This window comes from Streptomyces pseudovenezuelae (assembly GCF_001513955.1).
Classification (GTDB): domain Bacteria; phylum Actinomycetota; class Actinomycetes; order Streptomycetales; family Streptomycetaceae; genus Streptomyces; species Streptomyces pseudovenezuelae.
Genome location: NZ_KQ948149.1, coordinates 670,522 through 690,807, shown reverse-complemented (window position 1 = coordinate 690,807; position 20,286 = coordinate 670,522). Strand labels below are relative to the sequence as shown.

The following is a 20,286-nucleotide window of genomic DNA, read 5'->3' as shown; positions in this document are numbered from 1 at the left end:
GTCAGGCCACTTCCTCTTCGTCGAATGCGTGCTCAAGGGCCTCGCCGATGACATCCGGGAAGGCACGGACGACGGGCCGGATGTCGTGGGGTACGTCCCGTCCGGCGGCGATCCGTTCGTGTGCGAAGTCGGCGAGCATCCGGGCCAGTTCACGGTCGGCGCGGGTGCCGAGCCCGTGGACGCGGTCGAGCGGGATCTCGCAGAAGACGCACTTGAGTACGGCCTGCCGGTACTCGGGGTCCGGGAGGTGCCGGGCGGCGTAGGGGCCGAGGGCGGCCTCGATCAGGGTGGTGTCGTTGCCGCGCAACGCTTCGCGGACCAGCGGGAGGGCCAGCTCTCCCAGGTCGAGCAGGGGCAGTGTGCGCAGGACGGCTCGCTGCTCCGCCGGGTCGCCGTGCCGGTGCAGGGCGGCCACCTCGTCGGCGAGCGCCTGCCCGCGCAGGGGCAGCGCGGTGAGGAGGACGGCCCGGGCGGCCTCGTCCACGGTCCAGTGCTCGTTCAGACGGGAGTGGCCGCAGCGTCTTCGCGCGGCCGGGAAGAGGCGGCGGATCGCGCTCGCGTCGGCGGCGATCGCGGCGGTGGCCTCGTCCGTCCAGGCGCGGGCACTCGCGTCCAGGACCGCGGACAGGGCGGGTCGGGGGTCTGCCGGGACGATGACAGTCATGAGGAACCCTCTGGTGGGGGAAGGGCAGGGGGAAGGAGAGGAGAGGGCCTACGCGGCCGCGCGCAGGAACGCGATCGAGCGGCGGGCGACCTCAGGCGCGTCCAGCGCGCCGCCCTGGATCTCGACGGAGACCAGGCCACGGTGTCCGAGGTCGCGCAGCGCGGCCAGCACGGGCGGGAAGTCGATCTCCCCGGCCCCGAACTCCAGGTGCTGGTGGACACCGCGCCGCATGTCCTCGATCTGCACGTTGCGCAGCAGCGGGGCGGCCAGCCGGACGCAGTCGAGCAGCGGGCGCTCCTCGACGCAGTGCGCGTGACCGATGTCCAGGGTGATGCCGAACAGCTCGTGTCCGCCGACCAGTTCGGCGAGGCGCAGACAGCGCTCGACGCTGTCCACGAACATGTACGGCTCCGGCTCGAAGGCCAGCGCCACGCCGTACCGTTCCGCCGTCTGCAGGACCGTCTCGACACCGGCCGCCAGCCGCTTCCACGCGTCCCGCTCCGGCAGCCCGACCGGAGCCGGCCCGCTGCACAGGTGGACGGTGGGCGAGCCGAGGTCGGCGGCGATGCGCAGGGCGCGCTCCAGCAGGTCGACGCGGAGCGCGGAGCCGTCCGACATCAGGGTCGGCAGATGCTTGACCCAGGGGTCGAGGAAGTAGGGCGCGCCGGTCTCGACGGTGACGTCCAGACCGTGCCGGTCGAGGCCCCGGGCGAGCGTGGAGACCCGCCGGGACAGGTCGTCGGAGTACGGGTCGAGGTGGTTGTGGTCGAGGGTGAGGGCGACACCGTCGTAGCCGAGGTCGGCGAGGATCACGAGGACGTCGGTGAGTCGGTGGTGGGCGAAGCCGTTGGTGCCGAAGCCGAATCTGAGGGGGGTGGGTTTCATGGCGCCGGTTTCTGCCGATCGGGTGGCATGGCTCAGGTGGGTGATATGCGGCGGGCCAGCCGTCGCGCGAGGGGGTGCGCGACTCCCAGGACCGCGGCGACGGCGGGGGCTCCGGCGCGCGCGGTGAGGGCGGCCTGGAGGGGCAGCAGTCCGAGGATTCCGGCGCCGACGGCCCGTCGTACGTTCGCTCCCGACGGCTTCCGTACGGCACGGGCCTGGGCGGTGCCGTAGGTGGCGAGGTAGGCGAGGGCACCGGTGGCGGTGACGGCGGTACGCAAGTCCGGCCGGGACAGCGCGGCGGTCCTTGTCGTCGGGAGCACCGTCGGGAGTGCCGTGACGAGGGCCGTCGCCGTGGAGACGGCGAGGGTGGTGGCCGGTACCCGGGTGGGAGCGCCGGAGATCTCGTGCCGGCTGAGCGCGGTGAGGGTGTACGTGTGGACACCGACCAGGGCGGCGGGGACCGCGCCCCGGCGCAGGGCCGTTCCCGTGGGTGCCGTGGCGAGGGCTCCGGACAGGACGTCGACGGTACGAGCCGCCGCCATGGTCGCCGCGCCCGCCCGGGTGGACTTGAGCCCCAGGTCGTAGGCCCAGATCAGGCCCGTCAAAGGGAGCGCGCCGAGGAGCCCGCGGCGGCCGTTCGCCGCGGCGGCGAGTCCGAGGCCCGCGGCGGTCAGTCCACCGGCCACGGCGAGTGCCGTCCGTCGCGGGATGCGGCCGGACGGCACGGGACGCTGGGGGCGCTCCACGGCGTCGACGGTGGCGTCGGCGTAGTCGTTGAGGGCCATGCCCGCCCAGTAGAGGCACACGGAGGAGCCGATGGTGCCGAGGACACGGGCGTTCAGGGGGCGGCCGGCCGCGGCCGCTCCGGCGATCACGTCACCGGGGACGCTCAACGCGGCGGGTGCTCGGACGAGTTGGGCGAGATCGGCTGCGCTCACGACAGACGAGGAGCCTAAACGGAAGAACCCTTTCCGGTCTTTCATAACCGGAACTCTACTTATCGGGCTTGAAAGTTCACGCTTTCACGGCCAAGTGAAGGAAGTGACAAAGGTGACACGCATTCCTCTCAACCCTTGGCGGCGACGTGTTGCGTCTGTGGCCGACTCGTGGACTCTCAAGGCTGCTGTCGCAGCCTTCGCCATACGGCCTTCGCCGCGTTGTGTCCCGACATGCCGTGCACGCCCGGTCCCGGTGGGGTCGCCGACGAGCAGATGAAGACGGCCGGGTGCGGGGTGCCGTACGGGGACAGGGAGAGCTTGGGGCGCAGCATGGTCTGGAGTCCGCTGACCGCGCCGGAGGCGATGTCGCCGCCGACGTAGTTAGCGTTGCGGGCGGCCAGTTCGGGCGGGCCCGCGGTGGCGCGGGCGAGCACGCGGTCGCGGAACCCCGGGGCGAAACGCTCCAGTTGGCGCTCCATGGCGTCGGTGAGGTCGCCGGTCCAGCCGCTGGGGACATGGCCGTAGACCCAGAAGACGTGCTTGCCGGCGGGGGCCCGCCCGGGGTCGACGACACTGGGCTGCACGGTGATCATGAACGGCCTGTCGGGCGCGCGGCCCTCCCGGGACGCGGCGCGCAGCGCGGTGTCGATCTCCGCACTGTCCGCGCCGATCTGCACGGTGCCCGCGGCGCGCGCCTCCTTCGCGGTCCAGGGCACGGGCCCGTCGAGGGCGTAGTCGACCTTGAAGACGCCCGGGCCGTAGCGGTAGCCCTCGTAGTAGTTGCCGAAACCGGCGATGCGGGCCAGGGCGGTGGGCGACGTGTCGAAGACGTACGCGCGGGCGGGCGGCAGGTCGTCGAGCCGCTTGACCTCGTAGTCGGTGTGGACGGTGCCGCCGAGGTCCTTGAGGTAGGCGGTGAGCGCGTCGGAGATGGACTGGGAGCCGCCGCGCGCCACGGGCCAGCCGCGGGCGTGCGCCGCGAGGGCGAAGACCAGCCCGATGGCGCCGGTGGCCAGGCCGCCGAGCGGGGCCATCACGTGCGCGACGAGTCCGGCGAACAGGGTCTTCGCGCGTTCGTCGCGGAAGCGGCGCATCAGCCAGGTCGACGGGGGCAGGCCGACGAGGCCGAAGCGGGCCAGGGTGACCGGGTCGCGGGGCAGCGCGGTCGCGGGCAGGGACATGAAGTCGCGGGCCAGAGTGTCCCACCGGGGCAGGAACGGCTCGACGAGCCTTCGGTACGTCCCCGCGTCACGCGGTCCGAACGAGGCGGCCGTCTCGGCGACCGACCTCGACAGCACGGCGGCGGTGCCGTCGGTGAAGGGGTGGGCCATGGGCAGCTCGGCGTGCAGCCACTCCAGGCCGTAGCGCTCCAGGGGCAGGGCGCGGAACGCCGGGGAGTTGATGCCGAGGGGGTGGGCCGCGGAGCACGGGTCGTGCAGGAAGCCCGGGAGGGTCAGCTCCTCGGTGCGGGCGCCCCCGCCCACGGTGCCGCGCGCCTCGAAGACGGCCACGGAGAAGCCTCGCCGGGCCAGCTCCACGGCAGCCGTCAGTCCGTTCGGCCCCGCACCCACCACGACCGCATCGAGCATCGACGGCACCTTCGGACCCCTTCGTCAGCCGATGGCCAGAGGATCAGGATATGCCGGGGGACCGACAGTCCCGGGGCGCGGGGGTAAGTCGGGGAGGCGGCTTCGAGGGGCGGGGCGGAGGACGGTCCTGTCCGACCTGCGGAACTCCGGCCTCCGACCTCCGGCCCCGGTTACGCCGGACCCCACTCCCGACCCCGGCCCCGGCCCCGCCCCGGGTCGGCCGTGGCGTCAGGCCCCGCCCGCCAGCAGGCCCCGCACCCTGCGGGCCGTCGCCGCGTCGCGGGCCGCGGTGAAGGGGAGGGTGTTGCCGCCCGTGATGCGGAACGGTTCGCCGGTGAGGGTCAGATGGGCGCCGCCCGCCTCCTCGACCAGCAGCTGGCCGGCCGCGTGGTCCCAGGCCGCCTCCCAGGAGAACGCCACCGCGTCCAACTCGCCCCGGGCGACCGCGAGATACTCCAGTCCGGCCGAGCCGCACGGCCGCGGTGCGACACCGTCCGTCCACAGCCCCAGCAGGCCGCGCTTCTGGTCCTCCGTCGTGTAGTCCGGGTGGGAGGTGGCCACCCGGAGGTCGCGGCCCGGGTCGGGGGCGCCCGCGTGCAGCCGCTCGCCGTCGAGGAACGCGCCCTGGCCGCGTATCGCCGTGGCCAGCTGGTCCCGGGCCGGCGCGTAGGTCCAGGAGGCCAGCAGGACACCGCTCCGCGCCAGCGCGACCAGCATGCAGAAGCCGGGGTCGCCGTGCACGAACTGCCGGGTGCCGTCGACGGGGTCGACGATCCAGACGGGGGTGTCGCCCTGCAACGCCTCGTACGACGCCGGGTCGGCGTGGACCGCCTCCTCACCGACCACGACGGAGCCGGGCAGGAGGGCGCCGAGCACCTCGGTGAGGTACTGCTCGGCCAGCCGGTCGGCGTCCGTGACCAGGTCGTGCGGGCCGCCCTTCTGGTCGACCTCGTGCGCGGCGAGCCGCCTGAAGCGCGGCATGACCTCGGCCGCGGCGGCCTTGCGCACGGCCTCTTCCACGTCGCCCGCGTGCCGGCCGAGAAACTCGTCGATGGTTTCCGTGTCTTCGATCATGACTCCATGAGAGCACGCGGGACTGACAATCCCCACCCGTCCGGTGGAGGGCGGGTGGAATCGCCATGAACACGAGGATCCGGAGACAACAGACCTTTAATACGGGGCAAATGGCGGCATAAGGACCGTCATCGCCCCACTGCGTACCCCTGCATCCCCCGGGGGTTCGCCCCCGCCGACAGCACGCCTGTCTCCGGGTCCCGAGCCACCGCGCACAGGCGTCCCTCCGACCAGGACTCCCCCACTGTGATGTCGTGCCCGCGCCGCCGCAGCTCCTCGACCACCCGGGGGTCCGTCCGCGCCTCCACCGTGACGCTGCCGGGCCGCATGCCGCGCGGGTAGAAGGAGCCCGGGAAGCTGTCGTTGTGCCAGTTCGGGGCGTCGATCGCGCCCTGGAGGTCGAGGCCGCCGCGGACCGGGGAGCGCAGGGCGACGGCCAGGAAGAAGTGCAGCTGCCACTGGTCCTGCTGGTCCCCGCCGGGCGTGCCGAAGGCCAGGACCGGCACCCCGTCGCGCAGGGCGATCGAGGGCGTGAGGGTGGTGCGGGGGCGACGGCCCGGCGTGAGGGAGTTCGGCAGGCCCTCCTCCAGCCAGGTCATCTGGAGCCGGGTGCCGAGCGGGAAGCCCAGTTCGGGCACGACCGGGTTGGACTGGAGCCACCCGCCGCTGGGCGTGGCGGCGACCATGTTGCCCCAGCGGTCGACGACGTCGAGGTGGCAGGTGTCGCCCCGGGTGGTGCCGTCGGGGCCGGTCTCGGGTTCGCCGGGCACGGGTGACGTGGGGTTCTTCGCGACCGTCGGCTCCCCGACACCCATCGGGCTGAAGCCCGGCTCGTCGGTGAGGACCACGCGCGCGTGTGCGCTGAGCCGCGGTTCGCGCCCGCCGGGGCTGCCCGGCCGCAGCTCGTACGAGGCCTTGTCGCCGACGAGTTCACGCCGCCCCGCGTTGTACTCGGCCGACAGCAGCTCACCGAGCGGCACCTCGGCGGCGTCCCCGTACCAGGCCTCCCGGTCGGCCATGGCCAGCTTGCAGCCCTCGACCAGCAGATGGACGTACTCGGCGGACCCGTACCGCGGCAGCTCGGGCGGCAGCAGCGCGAGCTGCTGGAGGAGGACCGGGCCCTGGCTCCAGGGGCCGGCCTTGCACAGGGTCCAGCCGTTCCAGTCGTACGTCGCCGGGGCCTCGTAGGTCGCGGACCACCCGGCGAGATCGGCGGCCGTGAGCGTGCCGGTGTGCCGCGAGCCGCTGGTGTCCAGGGTGGGCCGCCGCGCCTGCCGTACGAGCGCCTCGGCGATGAATCCGGTACGCCACACCGCACGCGCCGCCTCGATCTGCGCGACCCGGTCGCCCGCCCCCGCCACCTCGTCGATCAGCCGCTTCCAGGTGGCGGCGAGGGCGGGGTTGCGGAACAGCTCACCGGGCCGCGGCGCCTTCCCGCCCGGCAGATACACCTCCGCCGACGAGCTCCACTCCGTCTCGAAGAGCTCCCGTACGCTCTCGACGGTCGCGCCGACGTTCTCCACGGGCGCGTGCCCGTCCTCGGCGTACCCGACGGCGTACTTGAGGACGTCGGCGAGGGACTTGGTGCCGTGGTCGCGGAGCAGCACCATCCAGGCGTCGAAGGCGCCGGGAACCGCGGCGGCGAGAGGGCCGGTGCCGGGGACGAGATCCAGGCCCAGCCCCCTGTAGTGGTCCACGGTCGCCCCGGCCGGTGCGACGCCCTGTCCGCACAGCACCCGTACCTCTCCCCCGGCGGGCGCGAGCAGGATCGGCACCTCGCCGGCGGGCCCGTTGAGGTGCGGCTCGACGACATGCAGCACGAACGCGGCGGCCACCGCCGCGTCGTACGCGTTGCCACCGTCCTCCAGCACCGCCATCGCCGACTGCGAGGCCAGCCAGTGGGTGGAGGACACCATGCCGAAGGTGCCCTGGAGGGTCGGCCGGGTGGTGAACGACATCTCTCACCTCACTGCTCGGGCGCGCCTCGGCCGATCCGAAGCGGTCGCGTCCACGGATCCTTTCATTCCGGGCCGCCCGGACTTCAGGCACCGCGTGCCGTCACCAACCCCGACTCATAGGCGAACACGACCAGTTGGGCCCGGTCCCGGGCGCCCAGTTTCGTCATCGCGCGGCTGATGTGTGTCTTGGCCGTGAGGGGGCTGATCACCATGTGCTCGGCGATCTCCTCGTTGCTCAGGCCGCGGGCGGCCAGGGCCGTGACCTCGCGTTCGCGGCGGGTGAGGCACTCCAGGCCGGGGGCGGTGGACCGGTCCGGGGGGCGGGAGACGAACTCGCCTATCAGGGTGCGGGTGACCGCGGGGGACAGCAGCGCCTCGCCCCGGGCCACCACCTCGATGGCCTGGAGGAGGTCGGCCGGCTCGGTGTCCTTCAGCAGAAAGCCGCTCGCGCCGGCCCTCAGCGCCTCGAAGACGTACTCGTCGACGCCGTAGTTGGTGAGGATCACCACGCGGACCCCGGCCAGCCGCGGGTCCGCGGCGATCCGCCGGGTCGCCTCGATGCCGGTCATCACCGGCATCTGCACGTCGATCAGCGCGATGTCGGGCACCTGCGCCCGCACCAGTTCGACGCCCCGCTCGCCGTCCGCCGCCTCCCCGACCACCTCGATGCCGTCCTCGGCGTCGAGCAGGGCCCGGAACCCGGCCCGCATCAGCGCCTGGTCGTCGACGAGCGCCACCCGGATCACGACCCCACCTCCACGCACACGACGAAGCCGCCCGTCGTCCCGATCACGCGCGCCCGCCGAGACCGTGACAGGGCACACCGCGAAGCGCTCCGGCGGCCGGGTTCCCGATCCCGCGCACACCGAGGAACCGCCCTCACCGTCGCGACCGTCTCTCCCCCGCCCACCCGGGAGCCACCCGTCCCCCGCTCTCGAAGCCCATCTCCCGTACGACGGGCAGCCGTTCCGCCCCCGGTCACGCCGACTCCCCCGCTCCCAAGGGCAGTTCCGCCCGCACCGAGAATCCGCCTTCGACGCGCGGTCCGGTGTGCAGCGTCCCGCCGAGGGCCGTGACGCGTTCGCGCATGCCGGTGAGGCCGTGGCCGGGCCGGGGCGGCCGCTCGGGATCCGCGGTGCCGTCGTCGTCGACGCGCACGGCCAGGACGTCCTCGCCGTAGGCCAGTTCGACCCGTACCTTGGCCGGTCCCGCGTGCCGGGCCGCGTTGGTCAGGGACTCCTGGACGATCCGGTACACGGCCCGGTCGAGCGGGGCGGGCAGGGCGCACTCCTCGCCCGTCACGCACAGTTCGGCGGCGAGGCCCGCCGCCCGCGCCCGCTCCACGAGCAGGGCCGGCGTGCCGGTCGGTTCATCGGTGCGCAGGACCTCCAGCGTGGCGCGCAGCTCCCGCATGGCCTCGCCGCCCGCCTCCTGGATGGCGAGCAGCGCGGGCGGCACCTCCTCACCCCGCTTGCGCGCCAGATGGACGGCCACGCCCGCCTGGAGCTTGACGATGGAGATGCTGTGGGTGAGCGAGTCGTGCAACTCGCGGGCTATCCGCAGGCGTTCCTCCCCGGCCCGGCGCAGGGCGGCCTCCTCCCGAGTCCGCTCGGCCTCCAGGGCACGCTGTTCGGTCTGGCGCAGATAGGCCTGCCAGTTGCGGCCGGCCAGGCCCGTCACCACCGCGCACACGAACCAGCCCGCGAGCAGCGCGGTCTTCTCGACGGCCTCGTGGGCCGTGGGGCCCGTCGCCGCGTACGCCCCGAGGAAGACCGCGCTCGCCCCCGCGGCCCAGCCCCGGTGTCCCAGCTGGGACGCCAGGTGCACGGCGGCGAAGACGGTCAGCGCGCCGAGGGGGCCCGGGTGTGCGTGCAGGGCGTACGCCGCCCCGCTGACCGTGGCCACGGCCAGCACCACCAGCGGGGCGGTGCGGTGGAACGCGAGCACGGCCGCGCTCACCGCGAGGAGCCCGTAGTCGAGGGCGGTGGTGTCCGCGTCGCGGGCCGCCAGGGCCAGGACGAGGGCGCCGACCACGCCCACGAGGGCCAGATCGGCGAGCCGCTGGGAGATGGCCGGATCGACCGGGTGCCCGCTCATGTCCCCACGCTAGACCGCGGTACCGACACCGGCGTCAGCCCGGTGGACAACTCCCCCGCTACTCCTCCCGTAGTAGTCCACGGGCCGGCCCGCGCTCCCGGGCGCAGCGCCAACTCCCTTCGGCCGTACGACGACCGGGCCCCGGGCCGGGGGGCACGCTGCTGTGCATGTCCACACCCTTCCGCTACACCCGGCCCCTGCCGCCCAAGTCCGCCACCGGCCCTGTCGCCGAGGTCTACGAGCAGCTGTCCCGCGACTTCGGCATCGACGAACCCGTCACCTTCGTGGTCCTCTCCTCCGCGCCGGAGCTCCTGGCCCCCGCGTGGGCGCTGATGCGCGAGTCGCTGATCGCCGGCCCCGGCAGCCGCACCGGCAAGGAACTGGCGGCGCTCGGGGTCTCACTGGCCAACCGGTGCCCGTTCTGCGTGGACGCGCACACCATGCTGCTGCACGCCACCGGCGACCACGCACTCGCCGAACGCGTCGCCCGAGGCGAGCGGCCGGTGAACGAGGAGCACGCGCGCGTGCTGGAGTGGGGCAGGCACACGCGCGTGCCGGGCGGTCTCGGCGCGGCACCGTACCCGTTCCCGCGCGAGCACGCCCCGGGCTATCTCGGCACCGCGTTCGCCTTCCACTTCATCAACCGGATCGTGTCCGCCCTGCTCACCGAGAGCCTGCTGCCGGGCAACGCCCAGCGCTTCCGGGCGGTGCGCAGTCTCGCGGGCCGTACGCTCGCCCGGACCGTACGCCGGCCCGCCCGTCCCGGCGCGTCCCTCGCACTGCTCGACCTGCCCGACTCCGGAGAGGCCCCCGCGTGGGCGGACGGTGCGCCCGTCGGACTCGCGTACGCGGCGCTGCTCCGGGCGGCCATGGCGGGCGCCGGTCTCCTCGGCACCGACGACCAGGACCTCGTGGAGGAGATGCTGCTGGACTGGGACGGGTCGCACCCGCCGCTCGACCTGAGCGGCTTTCCGGACCGCCGGGAGCGTCCGGGGGCGCGTCTGGTGCTGCTGGCCGCGCTCGCCCCGTACCGGATCACCGACGAGGACGTGGCGGCCTGGCGGCGGCCGGAGCACACCGACCACTGTCTGGTGCACCTTGTGGCCTACGGGGCGTTCCTGGCCGTGGACCGCATCGAATCGGCTCTCCACCGGCCCATCGCCCGGACATAAGCGGACAGATGACGCATCGGCGGCAGGGCGCTGTGACGGCACAGGTACGGAGCGAGTTCACACTTCCGCCCCACAGGGAGACATGTGAAACTGGCGTCCGTCCGCAGTGCGGACCCTCCGCACCGTCCGTCCCCCACGAAAAGTGCGCCGTGCGAAATCTTTCCCTGCCGCTCGCGCTCACCGCGCGCATCTCGCCCGTCGTCGTGCTCGCCGCGGCGGGCTGGGCGCTGTCGTCGGGCCCGGCCACGACGCCGGCCACCCAGAAGGAGTCGGCGCCGCAGTCCGCCGGCGAGTCCCCTTCGGGCGCCTCCACGGCGGCCGCCACCAAGCGGTACGCCGCCGCGCCCGCGCCGTGCGGCAGCATCGGCGCGGCGACGATCAAGTCGCTGGTGCCGGGCGCCAAGACCGCAGGCAAGGAGATCCCCTCCACGGACACCGCGCTGCGCCGCACCTGCTCCTGGAACGCGCTCAAGGGGTACGACTACCGCTGGCTGGACGTGTCGTTCGAGATCACGGAGTCCGACGCGGCGGCCGCCAAGTCGTACAAGGAGAACGTCGCCGAGAAGAGCGGCGGCGGAAGCGTGCCGGGCGTCGGCGACGCGGGGTACTCCGTGGTCAACCTCACCACCGAGAACAAGCAGCAGACCCGCGAGGGCGTGGTCATGATCCAGGCGTCCAACGCGCTGGTGACCGTGACGTACAACGGCAGCGACTTCGAGTCGAAGAAGGCGCCCAGCACGGACGAGATCAACAAGGGTGCGATCAAGGCCGCCAAGGAGGCGGTGGCGGCACTGGAGGGCGGCCAGAAGGCCTGAGCCGGCCGGCGACGGACGCCGGGCCGAGCCCGACCGCCCTCCACGCGCGCGTGGCGATCCGTCAGGCCGCGATGCCCTCCTGATCCCTGCCCTTCGGCAGCATCAGCGCGATGTACAGCAGCAGGGAAGCGCCGAGGCCGACCGCCCAGCCGTAGTCGGCCAGCGGCTTGAGGAACGGGATCAGACCGTCGGTCGGGAACGGCCCGGTCTTCTTGCCGTCCGCGCCCACGGCCGAGTAGGAGCCGCCGACCGCGAGCAGACCGCCCACCACGAAGGCGGCGATCGCCCGCCAGTTCCAGCCGTTGACGTACCAGTAGCGGCCGCCGGGCGTGTACAGGTCCGCGAGGTGCAGGACCGTGCGCCGGACGATCCAGTAGTCGGCGATGAGGATGCCCGCGACCGTGCCGAGCAGACCGCCCACGACTCCGAGCCAGGTGAAGATGTAGAACTCCGGCGTGGAGATCAGCTTCCACGGGAAGATCAGGATGCCGACGACACCGGTGATCAGCGCGCCCGTACGGAAGTTGATGAACTTCGGGGCCAGGTTGGACAGGTCGTACGCCGGTGAGACCACGTTGGCCGCGATGTTCACGGAGATGGTGGCGACCAGCACGATGACCAGCGCGAAGAGCAGCCCGAAGGCGTTGTCCGTCTTGGCGGCCAGCGCGACCGGGTCCCAGATGGCCTCGCCGTAGATGGCCTCGGACCCCGAGGTGACGAGCACCGCGAGGACCGCGAAGAGGGTCATCGTCGTGGGAAGACCGAGGGCCTGCCCCCAGGTCTGCGCCTTCTGACTGGCGCCGAACCGGGTGAAGTCCGGGATGTTCAGGGACAGAGTGGCCCAGAATCCGATCATGCCCATCAGGGACGGGAAGAAGACGGGCCAGAAGTCGGCGCCCCAGCCCAGCTTCGAGGGCTGGTCGAGCAGCGCGCCGAAGCCGTCGGCCTTCACCGCGATCCAGATCAGCAGGACGAGCGCGCCGGCGATCACGAAGGGCGCGGCCCAGTTCTCGAAGTGCCGCAGGAAGTCCATGCCGCGGTAGATGATCGCGATCTGGAGCGCCCAGAACAGCAGGAAGCACAGCCACAGGGGCCAGGGGTTGCCCGCGATCTCGGCGGCGTTCTCCCAGTGGCCGCCGGTGAGCTTGGAGCCCAGCGCGAAGATGCCGCTGCCGCCGATCCAGGTCTGGATGCCGAACCAGCCGCACGCGACGGCCGCCCGGATCAGCGCCGGGATGTTGGCGCCGCGCAGCCCGAAGGAGGCGCGGGCGAGCACCGGGAAGGGGATGCCGTACTTGGGTCCGGCGTGCCCGGTGGCCAGCATCGGCAGCAGCACGATGATGTTGGCCAGGGCGATGGTGAACACGGCCTGCTTCCAGTCCATGCCGAGCGCGACCAGGCCGGAGGCCAGGGTCCAGCTGGGGATGCAGTGCGCCATGGAGATCCACAGGGCCGCGAAGTTGTACGTCGTCCATTTGCGCTCGGACACCGGTACGGGACGCAGGTCCTCGTTGGCGAAGGGGCTGTCGGCGGGGAAGTCCTCGGGGGCGAGCTCGACGCGACCGCCGGCGGAGTGCGGTATCGGCGACGCCGGGGGGACTGTTTCGGTCATGGGCAGGCCAATCGATCAGGACGGAACGGGATAGGCCGTGCGGGGGCCTCGGGCGGGGCCGGGACGGGCGGGGAGGCCTTTCCCGGCCCCGCCACCCCTCCCCGGGACGGCGGGAAGGGGGACAAGGAGTGGGGGGTCGGTCGAGCGGTGTGTGATCCGGGTCAGGAGGTGAGGGCGGGGATGACCTGGGAGCCGTAGGCGTCGATGGTGGCTTCCTGGGCGTCGTGCATGTCGTAGACGGCGAACTGGTCGACGCCCAGCTCGCGCAGCGCGTTCAGCTTCTCGATGTGCTTCTCGACCGGTCCGATGACGCAGAACCGGTCGACGATCTCGTCGGGCACGAACGCGGTGTCCGGGTTGTCGGCGCGCCCGTGGTGCGAGTAGTCGTACCCCTCGCGCGCCTTGATGTAGTCCGTCAGCTCGTCGGGGACGGCGGCCGAGTGCTCGCCGTACTTGGAGACCAGGTCGGCGACGTGGTTGCCGACCATGCCGCCGAACCAGCGGCACTGCTCACGCGCGTGGGCGAGCGCCTCGGGCGAGTCGTCCGCGGTGACGTAGGCGGGGGCCGCGACGCAGATCTTGACCTCGTCCGCCGAGCGTCCGGCGGCGACGGCGGCGTCCTTGACCGCCTTCACCATGTACTCGGTGAGGTACAGGTCGGCCAGCTGGAGGATGAACCCGTCGGCCTCCTCGCCGGTCATCTTCAGCGCCTTCGGGCCGTACGCCGCCATCCATACGGGGAGTTCGGCGTCCTCCTTGATCCACGGGAACCTGATCACCGTGCCGCCGAGGTCGGCCTCCTGGCCCGAGCCGAGCGCCCGGATGACCTTCATGGCCTCGCTGATCCGCGCCAGCGTGTTGGGCGTACGCCCCGCGACGCGCATCGCGGAGTCCCCGCGGCCGATGCCGCACACCGTGCGATTGCCGAACATGTCGTTGAGGGTGGCGAAGGTGGAGGCGGTGACCTCCCAGGTACGGGTGCCCGGGTTGGTGACCATCGGGCCGACCTTCAACTTCGAGGTGTTCGCCAGGATCTGACTGTAGATCACGAACGGCTCCTGCCAGAGCACGGCGGAGTCGAACGTCCACCCGTAGGTGAAGCCGTTGCGTTCGGCCCGCTTCATCAGGCTGATGACCTTGGAGGCGGGTGGATCCGTCTGCAGGACGAGTCCGAAGTCCATGTGCGCAACTCCTAGTTGAGGTACTGACAGGTGGAGCGCGGGGTGTACGTGCCGTGCCCGGCGTGCCCGGTGTACTCCCGCTCGGTGATGACGAGTTCGCCGCGCGAGAGGACCGTCTCGACCCGGCCCGTGAGGCGCCTTCCCTCGTACGCCGAGTAGTCGACGTTCATGTGGTGGGTCTCGGCGGAGATGACCTGCTCGGCGCGCGGGTCGTAGATGACGACGTCCGCGTCGGCGCCCGGGGCGATGGTGCCCTTCTTCGGGTACATGCCGAACATCCGGGCCGGGGTGGCGCAGGCGATCTCGATCCAGCGGCGGCGCGAGATGTGCCCGTCGACGACGGCCTGGTGGAGCAGGTCCATGCGGTTCTCGACGCCCGGCAGGCCGTTGGGGATCTTCGAGAAGTCGCCGCGGCCCAGTTCCTTCTGGCCGACGAAGCAGAAGGGGCAGTGGTCGGTGGAGACGACCTGGAGGTCGTTGGTCCTGAGGCCCTGCCACAGCTTGGCCTGGTGTTCCTTCGGACGGAGCGGGGTGCTGCACACGTACTTCGCGCCCTCGAAATCGGGCTCCGCGAGGTTGTCCGTGGACAGGAACAGGTACTGCGGGCAGGTCTCGCCGAAGACGTTGAGCCCCTCGTCCCGGGCGCGTGCCAGCTCGGCCACCGCCTCCATGGCCGAGACGTGCACGACGTACAGGGGCGCGCCGGCGACCTGCGCGAGCTTGATGGCGCGGTGGGTGGCCTCGGCCTCCAGAAGCGCCTTGCGGACCTCGCCGTGGTAGCGGGGGTCGGTCTCGCCGCGGGCCAGTGCCTGTTCGACCAGGACGTCGATCGCGATGCCGTTCTCGGCGTGCATCATGATCAGGCCGCCGTTGTCGGCGGAGCGCTGCATGGCGCGCAGGATCTGGCCGTCGTCGGAGTAGAAGACGCCGGGGTAGGCCATGAACTGCTTGAAGGAGGTGACCCCCTCCTCCACCAGCAGGTCCATCTCCTTGAGCGTCTCCTGGTTCACATCGGAGACGATCATGTGGAAGCCGTAGTCGATGGCGCAGTTGCCCTCGGCCTTGGCGTGCCAGGCGTCCAGGCCCTCGCGCAGGGAGTGGCCGACGCTCTGCACCGCGAAGTCGACGATCGTGGTGGTACCGCCCCAGGCGGCGGCCCGGGTGCCGGTCTCGAAGGTGTCGGAGGCGAAGGTGCCGCCGAACGGCAGCTCCATGTGGGTGTGGGCGTCGACGCCACCGGGGATCACGTACTTCCCGGTGGCGTCGATCGTGCGGTCCGCGGTCCAGCTCTGTGTGCCGGGCACGGCGAGGGCGGCGATGCGGCCGTCCTCGATCAGCACGTCGGCGTGGATCTCGTCGGACGCGGTGATGACGAGGCCACCGCGGATGACGGTACGGCTGCTCATGTTCCCTCTCCTGCCAGGGTGGACGGTTCGGTCAGGGTGCGGTCAGCGGGGGGTACGCGTCCGGACGGCGGTCGCGGTAGAACTGCCAGCGGTCGCGGACCTCGCGCAGCTTGGCCATGTCCAGGTCGCGGACGACGAGTTCGGTCTCCTTGTCGGAGGCGACCTCGCCGACGAACTGGGCCTCCGGGTCGACGAAGTACGTCGTGCCGTAGAAGTCGTTGTCGCCGAGCTCCTCCACGCCCACCCGGTTGATCGCCCCGACGAAGTACTCGTTGGCGACGGCCGCCGCGGGCTGTTCCAGCTGCCACAGGTAGGCGGACAGTCCGCGCGAGGTGGCCGAGGGGTTGAAGACGATCTCGGCACCGGCCAGGCCGAGCGCCCGCCAGCCCTCCGGGAAGTGGCGGTCGTAGCAGATGTACACACCGATCCTCCCGACCTTGGTGTCGAAGACCGGCCAGCCCAGATTGCCGGGGCGGAAGTAGAACTTCTCCCAGAATCCCGGCACTTGGGGAATGTGGTGCTTGCGGTACTTGCCGAGGTACGAGCCGTCCGCGTCGATCACGGCGGCGGTGTTGTAGAGGACGCCGGGCTGCTCCTCCTCGTACATCGGCAGGATGAGGACGATGCCCAACTCCTTGGCGAGCGCCTGGAATCGCTGGACGATCGGCCCGTCCGGGATCTGCTCGGCGTACTCGTAGAACGCCTTGTCCTGGACCTGGCAGAAGTACGGCCCGTAGAACAGCTCCTGGAAGCACAGGACCTGAGCGCCCTGCGCGGCCGCGTCCCGGGCCGCCTGCTCGTGTACCTGGATCATCGACTCCTTGTCGCCCGTCCACGCGGTCTGGAAGAGGGCGGCGCGAATCACTCTGCTCATCGGGACCTCCGGTCGCTCGGTGTGCGAGAAGGCTAGGAAGTCCGAAAGCGGGCTTTGAGTTGCACGGTGTCACGTCTGCGGGCATGCGGCGTGCCACGGTGTCACCCTCTCGTGAGCCCATGTTTCACCGCCGTTTTCCCAGGTCGTGGCATGTTTCAGCTCTGTTGCGCGTCGTGTGCGAGGAGCGCGATGTGTACCGAGGCCGCCTGCTCGAAGTCGTCGAGGTCGACGCCCAGCCGGCCCTGTATCGCCTCCAGCCGGCGGTAGAGCGCGGGCCGGGAGACGTGGTGGAGCTGGGCGGTGCGGGACTTGTTGCGGCCGGTGGCGAGATAGGTGCGCAGCACCGCCAGCAGATCGTCGCCCGCCGCGCACAGCAGTCCGTCCAACTCGCGCTCGGCGAAGGACTGCACGTGCGGGTCGTCGCGCAACAGCCTGATCAGTCCGCGCAGATGGACGTCCTTGAGGCGGACGACGGCCGGGAGGTCGAGTGCCCCCGAGGCGACCGCGTCCGCGACATGCCGGGCCTCGCGCATCCCGGCGGGGACGTCGTCCCAGGCGGTTCGCGGGTCCGCGGCGGCCACGACCGTCTGGGTCAGGCGCGCCGCGAAGTTGGCGGTGAGCACGGCGGCGTCCTGGTCCCGGGCCAGGCTCAGCAGGACGGCGGTGGCCCCGTCGGCGAGTTCGGCGACGATGCCGGGCAGCCCCAACAGCCGTAGCACCCGGTCGAGTTCGGCGGGATCCCCGTCGCGTACGACGAGCGGTACGAAGGTGCGCCGGTTGACCGGCAGTCCGGCCGCCCGGGCGCGGGGCAGCAGCTGCCGCGCCGGTACGACCCCGCTGACCAGGTCGGTGAGCAGGCTCTGCGCGGACTGCTCCTCCCAGGTGTGGGCGGAGGTGCCGCCGAGCATGCGGTGCAGGACGAGGGATTCGGCGGCACGGTCGGCGAGGAGGCGTCCGGTGGCGGTGTCGCCGCGGTAGCCGCACAGCATGATCTGACCCCAGCGCTCCCCGCGCCCGCCCAGTTCGGCGCGGATCCAGCCGTCACCCACGCTGCCTCCCCCGGTGCCCGAACGGCCCGGGAGGTGCCCCCATGCCTGGCGGGCGATGCGCTCCCAGTCGCGCAGCACGTCGTCCACCGCGGACCGCTCCCCCGCCGTGGCGAGGACGCGGTGGGCGAGGTTGGTGACGACGACGGGACAGCCGCTGTGGTGGGCGATCTCGTCCAGCAGCTGCTGCAGCGGGGCGCCGGCGGTGATGAGTCCGGTGAGGGCGGTGCGGACCGCCTCCGACATGCTGACGGCGGCGAACTTCCGCCGCACGAGCCGGGCCTGCACCTCCTCCGTCAACTCCGCGAACGGGAATGGCCGGTGCAGGACGACCATGGGCAGCCCGCACCGCTCGGCGGCCCGGCGCATCACGTCCGGCGGGGCGGGGAAGGCGCGGCCGAGTCCGAGGACCACGGCCGCGGCCTCCGCGCGGTGCAGGGACCGGATGTACTCGGCCTGCTTGTCGTCGTCCCCGGCGAGCAGCACTCCGGTGGTGAGGACCATCTCGCCGCCGCTGAGCATCACACCGACGTCGGCCGCCTCGGCCACGTGCACCCAGCGCACGGCCCGGTCGAGGTGGCCGGCCCCGGCGACCACCTCGGGCTCCCCGGCCAGGACCCGTTCCAGCATGAGGACCTGCCGGACCGACAGGGCCGGCTCCAGGGACTCCAAGGACTCCAGGGGCTCCGGGGCGGTGCTCATGACGGTGTTCCCTTGCTGTGGGTCTACTGGATGGTGCTCCTCAGAGCGTGTTCGAGGATCGCGGCACCCTCTTCGGCCTCCGCGACGGTCAGGGACAGCGGCGGGGCGATCCGCAGGGCGCTGGTGTTGTGCCCGCCGCCCTTGCCGAGGAGCAGCCCTTCGGCACGGGCCGCCTCCAGCACGGCGGACGCGGCCTGCGGATCGGCCTCGTCGGTGCCGGGCTTGACCAGCTCGACGCCGAGCATGAGTCCCCGCCCGCGCACCTCGCGTACACCGGGGATCTGCGCGGCGACCGTCCGCAGCCGCTCGATGAGCAGGCCGCCGACGCGCCGGGCGTTGCCCTGGAGGTCGTGTTCCAGGAGGTACGTCAGGTTCGCGAGGCCGGCCGCCATGGTGATCTGGGTGCCGCCGAAGGTCGAAATGCTGTTGGAGTCCAGGCAGTTCATGATCTCGGCGCGGGCGACGACCCCGCCGATGGACATGCCGTTGCCGATGCCCTTGGCGAAGGTGAGGATGTCCGGCGGGCCGTTGCGGTCGTGCGCCTGCCAGCCCCAGAAGTGGTCGCCGGTGCGGCCCCAGCCGGTCTGCACCTCGTCGGCGATCCACAGGATGCCGTGCGCGTCGAGCACTTCGCGGAAGGCGGCGTAGAGGCCGTCGGGCGGGGAGGTGAAGCCGCCGACGCCCTGGATCGGCTCGGCGATCAGGGCGGCGGGCGGGCGGGTGTGGCCGAGGAGGTCCTTGAGGTCGTCGACGCAGGCCGCGATGAAGTCGTCGTCGCCGAGGGCGGAGTACGGGCCGCGGGTGCGCACGCCGCCGTGGACGTACAGCGTCTGGAGCGGGGACAGGGAGGTGGGCGACCAGCCGCGGTTGCCGGTGATGCCGACCGCGCTGAAGGAACGGCCGTGGTAGCTGTTGCGCATCGCCAGGACGGTGTTGCTGCGGCGGTAGGCGGTGGCGAGCAGCAGGGCGGTGTCGTTGGCCTCGGTGCCGGAGGTGGTGAAGAAGACGCGCGCGTCCGGGATGCCGGACAACTGGCTGATCCTCTCGGCCATTTCGACCATCGGCCGGTTGAGGTAGAGCGTGGACGAGTGGATGATCCGCCCGGCCTGTTCGCTCACCGCCTTGGTGACCTCGGGCAGGGCGTGCGCGGTCATCGTCGTGAGGATGCCGCCGAAGAAGTCGAGGTATTTGTTGCCCTCGGAGTCCCACACATGCCGGCCCTCGCCGTGCGTGATCTCCAGCGGCTCCTCGTAGTAGAGGGCGAGCCAGTCGGGCAGGACGGCCCGGTGACGTCCCAGCAGGTCCTTGGTCACGGCTGCACCAGCCCTTCGTAGGCGTCGGGGCGGCGGTCCCGGTAGAAGGCCCACTGCTGCCGCACTTCCTCGATGAGGTCGAAGTCCAGGTCGCGGACGACCAGTTCCTCCTCCTTGTCGCTCGCCGTGTCCCCCACGAACTGGCCGCGCGGGTCGACGAAGTACGAGGTGCCGTAGAAGTCGTTGTCGCCGTACTCCTCGACGCCGACCCGGTTGATGGCGGCGACGAAGTACTCGTTGGCGACGGCGGCCGCGGGCTGCTCCAGGCGCCACAGGTGGGAGGAGAGCCCTCGGTGGGTGGCGGAGGGGTTGTAGACGATCTGGGCGCCGTTCAGGCCCAGTTGACGCCAGCCCTCCGGGAAGTGCCGGTCGTAGCAGATGTAGACGCCGACCTTGCCGACGGCCGTGTCGAAGACCGGCCAGCCGAGGTTGCCGGGCTTGAAGTAGTACTTCTCCCAGAAGCCCTTGACCTGCGGGATGTGGTGCTTGCGGTACTTGCCGAGGACGCTGCCGTCGGCGTCGATCACGACCGCGGTGTTGTAGTAGAAGCCGGACTGCTCGACCTCGAACACCGGCACGACGACCACCATGCCGGTCTCGCGGGCGAGCTCCCGCATCCGGCTCGTGGTGGGGCCGTCCGGCACCGGCTCGGCCCAGCGGTAGTGCTCGGGCTCCTGGACCTGGCAGAAGTAAGGGGCGTTGAACACTTCCTGGAACCCGATGATCTTCGCGCCCTGTCGGGCCGCCTCGCGGGCGTGCTCCTCGTGTTTCGCCACCATGGACTCGGTGTCGCCGGTCCAGGTGGCCTGGACCAGAGCGGCACGTACGACGTTGGCCATGAGCTGCTCCTTCGGCGGGGACGTCAGAGCTTCTACGCCCGTAGACACGGCCGTAGAGGGATGAACGTAAGCCTCCTGGAGAGGCTTGCCAAGACCATCGTCGTTAACCGGCGAAGTCGAT

17 protein-coding genes are annotated in these 20,286 nt (G+C 71.8%); 2 read left to right on the top strand and 15 right to left on the bottom strand.

Translation table 11 applies throughout. The features are described 5' to 3' along the window. Position 1: 1 nt before the first annotated feature. The 8 genes from AQI94_RS27270 to AQI94_RS27235 form a co-directional block, all read right to left on the bottom strand. On the bottom strand, positions 2-664 hold the full coding sequence (locus AQI94_RS27270; RefSeq protein WP_107064206.1) for an EboA domain-containing protein: 663 nt from the start codon (positions 662-664) through the stop codon (positions 2-4). 48 nt (positions 665-712) lie between these two features. Continuing rightward, entirely contained in the window at positions 713-1,549 is an 837-nt protein-coding gene (locus tag AQI94_RS27265) for a sugar phosphate isomerase/epimerase family protein (RefSeq protein WP_031038205.1), read from the bottom strand. Positions 1,550-1,581: 32 nt separating this feature from the next. After that, positions 1,582-2,532 carry an SCO3242 family prenyltransferase gene (locus AQI94_RS27260; RefSeq protein WP_051831920.1) on the bottom strand — a complete coding sequence of 317 codons (951 nt, stop codon included), beginning with the start codon at positions 2,530-2,532 and terminating at the stop codon, positions 1,582-1,584. Positions 2,533-2,663: 131 nt separating this feature from the next. Next, entirely contained in the window at positions 2,664-4,076 is a 1,413-nt protein-coding gene (locus tag AQI94_RS27255) for a phytoene desaturase family protein (RefSeq protein ID WP_031038210.1), read from the bottom strand. A gap of 228 nt (positions 4,077-4,304) precedes the next feature. Then, positions 4,305-5,150 (bottom strand): inositol monophosphatase family protein, encoded by an 846-nt coding sequence (locus AQI94_RS27250; protein WP_062229974.1) that lies wholly within the window; start codon positions 5,148-5,150, stop codon positions 4,305-4,307. Between the two features lie 128 nt (positions 5,151-5,278). After that, positions 5,279-7,108: a gamma-glutamyltransferase family protein gene (locus AQI94_RS27245; RefSeq protein ID WP_031046611.1), complete on the bottom strand. Its 1,830-nt coding sequence runs from the start codon at positions 7,106-7,108 to the stop codon at positions 5,279-5,281. Positions 7,109-7,191: 83 nt separating this feature from the next. Beyond that, positions 7,192-7,854 (bottom strand): response regulator, encoded by a 663-nt coding sequence (locus tag AQI94_RS27240; protein ID WP_031046613.1) that lies wholly within the window; start codon positions 7,852-7,854, stop codon positions 7,192-7,194. Positions 7,855-8,086: 232 nt separating this feature from the next. After that, a complete protein-coding gene (locus tag AQI94_RS27235) occupies positions 8,087-9,205 on the bottom strand; it encodes a sensor histidine kinase (RefSeq protein ID WP_031046615.1) in 1,119 nt (372 codons plus the stop codon). Between the two features lie 167 nt (positions 9,206-9,372). Here AQI94_RS27235 and AQI94_RS27230 point away from each other — a divergent pair, with 167 nt between their 5' ends. After that, positions 9,373-10,377 (top strand): carboxymuconolactone decarboxylase family protein, encoded by a 1,005-nt coding sequence (locus AQI94_RS27230; RefSeq protein WP_031046618.1) that lies wholly within the window; start codon positions 9,373-9,375, stop codon positions 10,375-10,377. Between the two features lie 149 nt (positions 10,378-10,526). Next, entirely contained in the window at positions 10,527-11,192 is a 666-nt protein-coding gene (locus AQI94_RS27225; RefSeq protein ID WP_031046620.1) for a hypothetical protein, read from the top strand. A gap of 61 nt (positions 11,193-11,253) precedes the next feature. Here AQI94_RS27225 and AQI94_RS27220 read toward each other — a convergent pair whose 3' ends face one another. From AQI94_RS27220 to AQI94_RS27190, 7 genes are all read right to left on the bottom strand, one after another. Next, a complete protein-coding gene (locus AQI94_RS27220; protein WP_031046621.1) occupies positions 11,254-12,804 on the bottom strand; it encodes an NCS1 family nucleobase:cation symporter-1 in 1,551 nt (516 codons plus the stop codon). 161 nt (positions 12,805-12,965) lie between these two features. Then, a complete protein-coding gene (locus AQI94_RS27215) occupies positions 12,966-13,985 on the bottom strand; it encodes a TIGR03842 family LLM class F420-dependent oxidoreductase (protein WP_031046622.1) in 1,020 nt (339 codons plus the stop codon). An 11-nt stretch (positions 13,986-13,996) separates the two neighbouring features. After that, positions 13,997-15,391 carry a dihydropyrimidinase gene (gene hydA / locus AQI94_RS27210; protein ID WP_031046623.1) on the bottom strand — a complete coding sequence of 465 codons (1,395 nt, stop codon included), beginning with the start codon at positions 15,389-15,391 and terminating at the stop codon, positions 13,997-13,999. Positions 15,392-15,422: 31 nt separating this feature from the next. Further along, positions 15,423-16,265, bottom strand: a complete 843-nt coding sequence (locus AQI94_RS27205) for a nitrilase-related carbon-nitrogen hydrolase (RefSeq protein WP_031046625.1) — start codon at positions 16,263-16,265, stop codon at positions 15,423-15,425. Positions 16,266-16,420: 155 nt separating this feature from the next. Next, complete coding sequence (locus AQI94_RS27200) at positions 16,421-18,013, bottom strand: PucR family transcriptional regulator (RefSeq protein WP_031046627.1); 1,593 nt, start codon at positions 18,011-18,013, stop codon at positions 16,421-16,423. Between the two features lie 23 nt (positions 18,014-18,036). Further along, positions 18,037-19,326, bottom strand: a complete 1,290-nt coding sequence (locus tag AQI94_RS27195; protein WP_031046628.1) for an aspartate aminotransferase family protein — start codon at positions 19,324-19,326, stop codon at positions 18,037-18,039. After that, positions 19,323-20,165, bottom strand: a complete 843-nt coding sequence (locus AQI94_RS27190; RefSeq protein ID WP_031046631.1) for a nitrilase-related carbon-nitrogen hydrolase — start codon at positions 20,163-20,165, stop codon at positions 19,323-19,325. The genes AQI94_RS27195 and AQI94_RS27190 overlap by 4 nt, the downstream gene beginning before the upstream one ends. Between the last annotated feature and the right edge of the window lie 121 nt (positions 20,166-20,286).

Bases quoted from the DNA above. Each gene is read 5' to 3' on its own strand.
- AQI94_RS27235 (WP_031046615.1), bottom strand. From the start codon at position 9,205: ATGAGCGGGCACCCGGTCGATCCGGCCATCTCCCAGCGGCTCGCCGAT.
- AQI94_RS27215 (WP_031046622.1), bottom strand. From the start codon at position 13,985: ATGGACTTCGGACTCGTCCTGCAGACGGATCCACCCGCCTCCAAGGTC.
- AQI94_RS27265 (WP_031038205.1), bottom strand. From the start codon at position 1,549: ATGAAACCCACCCCCCTCAGATTCGGCTTCGGCACCAACGGCTTCGCC.
- AQI94_RS27200 (WP_031046627.1), bottom strand. From the start codon at position 18,013: ATGAGCACCGCCCCGGAGCCCCTGGAGTCCTTGGAGTCCCTGGAGCCG.
- AQI94_RS27255 (WP_031038210.1), bottom strand. From the start codon at position 4,076: ATGCTCGATGCGGTCGTGGTGGGTGCGGGGCCGAACGGACTGACGGCT.
- AQI94_RS27190 (WP_031046631.1), bottom strand. From the start codon at position 20,165: ATGGCCAACGTCGTACGTGCCGCTCTGGTCCAGGCCACCTGGACCGGC.
- AQI94_RS27260 (WP_051831920.1), bottom strand. From the start codon at position 2,532: ATGAAAGACCGGAAAGGGTTCTTCCGTTTAGGCTCCTCGTCTGTCGTG.
- AQI94_RS27245 (WP_031046611.1), bottom strand. From the start codon at position 7,108: ATGTCGTTCACCACCCGGCCGACCCTCCAGGGCACCTTCGGCATGGTG.
- AQI94_RS27220 (WP_031046621.1), bottom strand. From the start codon at position 12,804: ATGACCGAAACAGTCCCCCCGGCGTCGCCGATACCGCACTCCGCCGGC.
- hydA (WP_031046623.1), bottom strand. From the start codon at position 15,391: ATGAGCAGCCGTACCGTCATCCGCGGTGGCCTCGTCATCACCGCGTCC.
- AQI94_RS27250 (WP_062229974.1), bottom strand. From the start codon at position 5,150: ATGATCGAAGACACGGAAACCATCGACGAGTTTCTCGGCCGGCACGCG.
- AQI94_RS27270 (WP_107064206.1), bottom strand. From the start codon at position 664: ATGACTGTCATCGTCCCGGCAGACCCCCGACCCGCCCTGTCCGCGGTC.
- AQI94_RS27230 (WP_031046618.1), top strand. From the start codon at position 9,373: ATGTCCACACCCTTCCGCTACACCCGGCCCCTGCCGCCCAAGTCCGCC.
- AQI94_RS27205 (WP_031046625.1), bottom strand. From the start codon at position 16,265: ATGAGCAGAGTGATTCGCGCCGCCCTCTTCCAGACCGCGTGGACGGGC.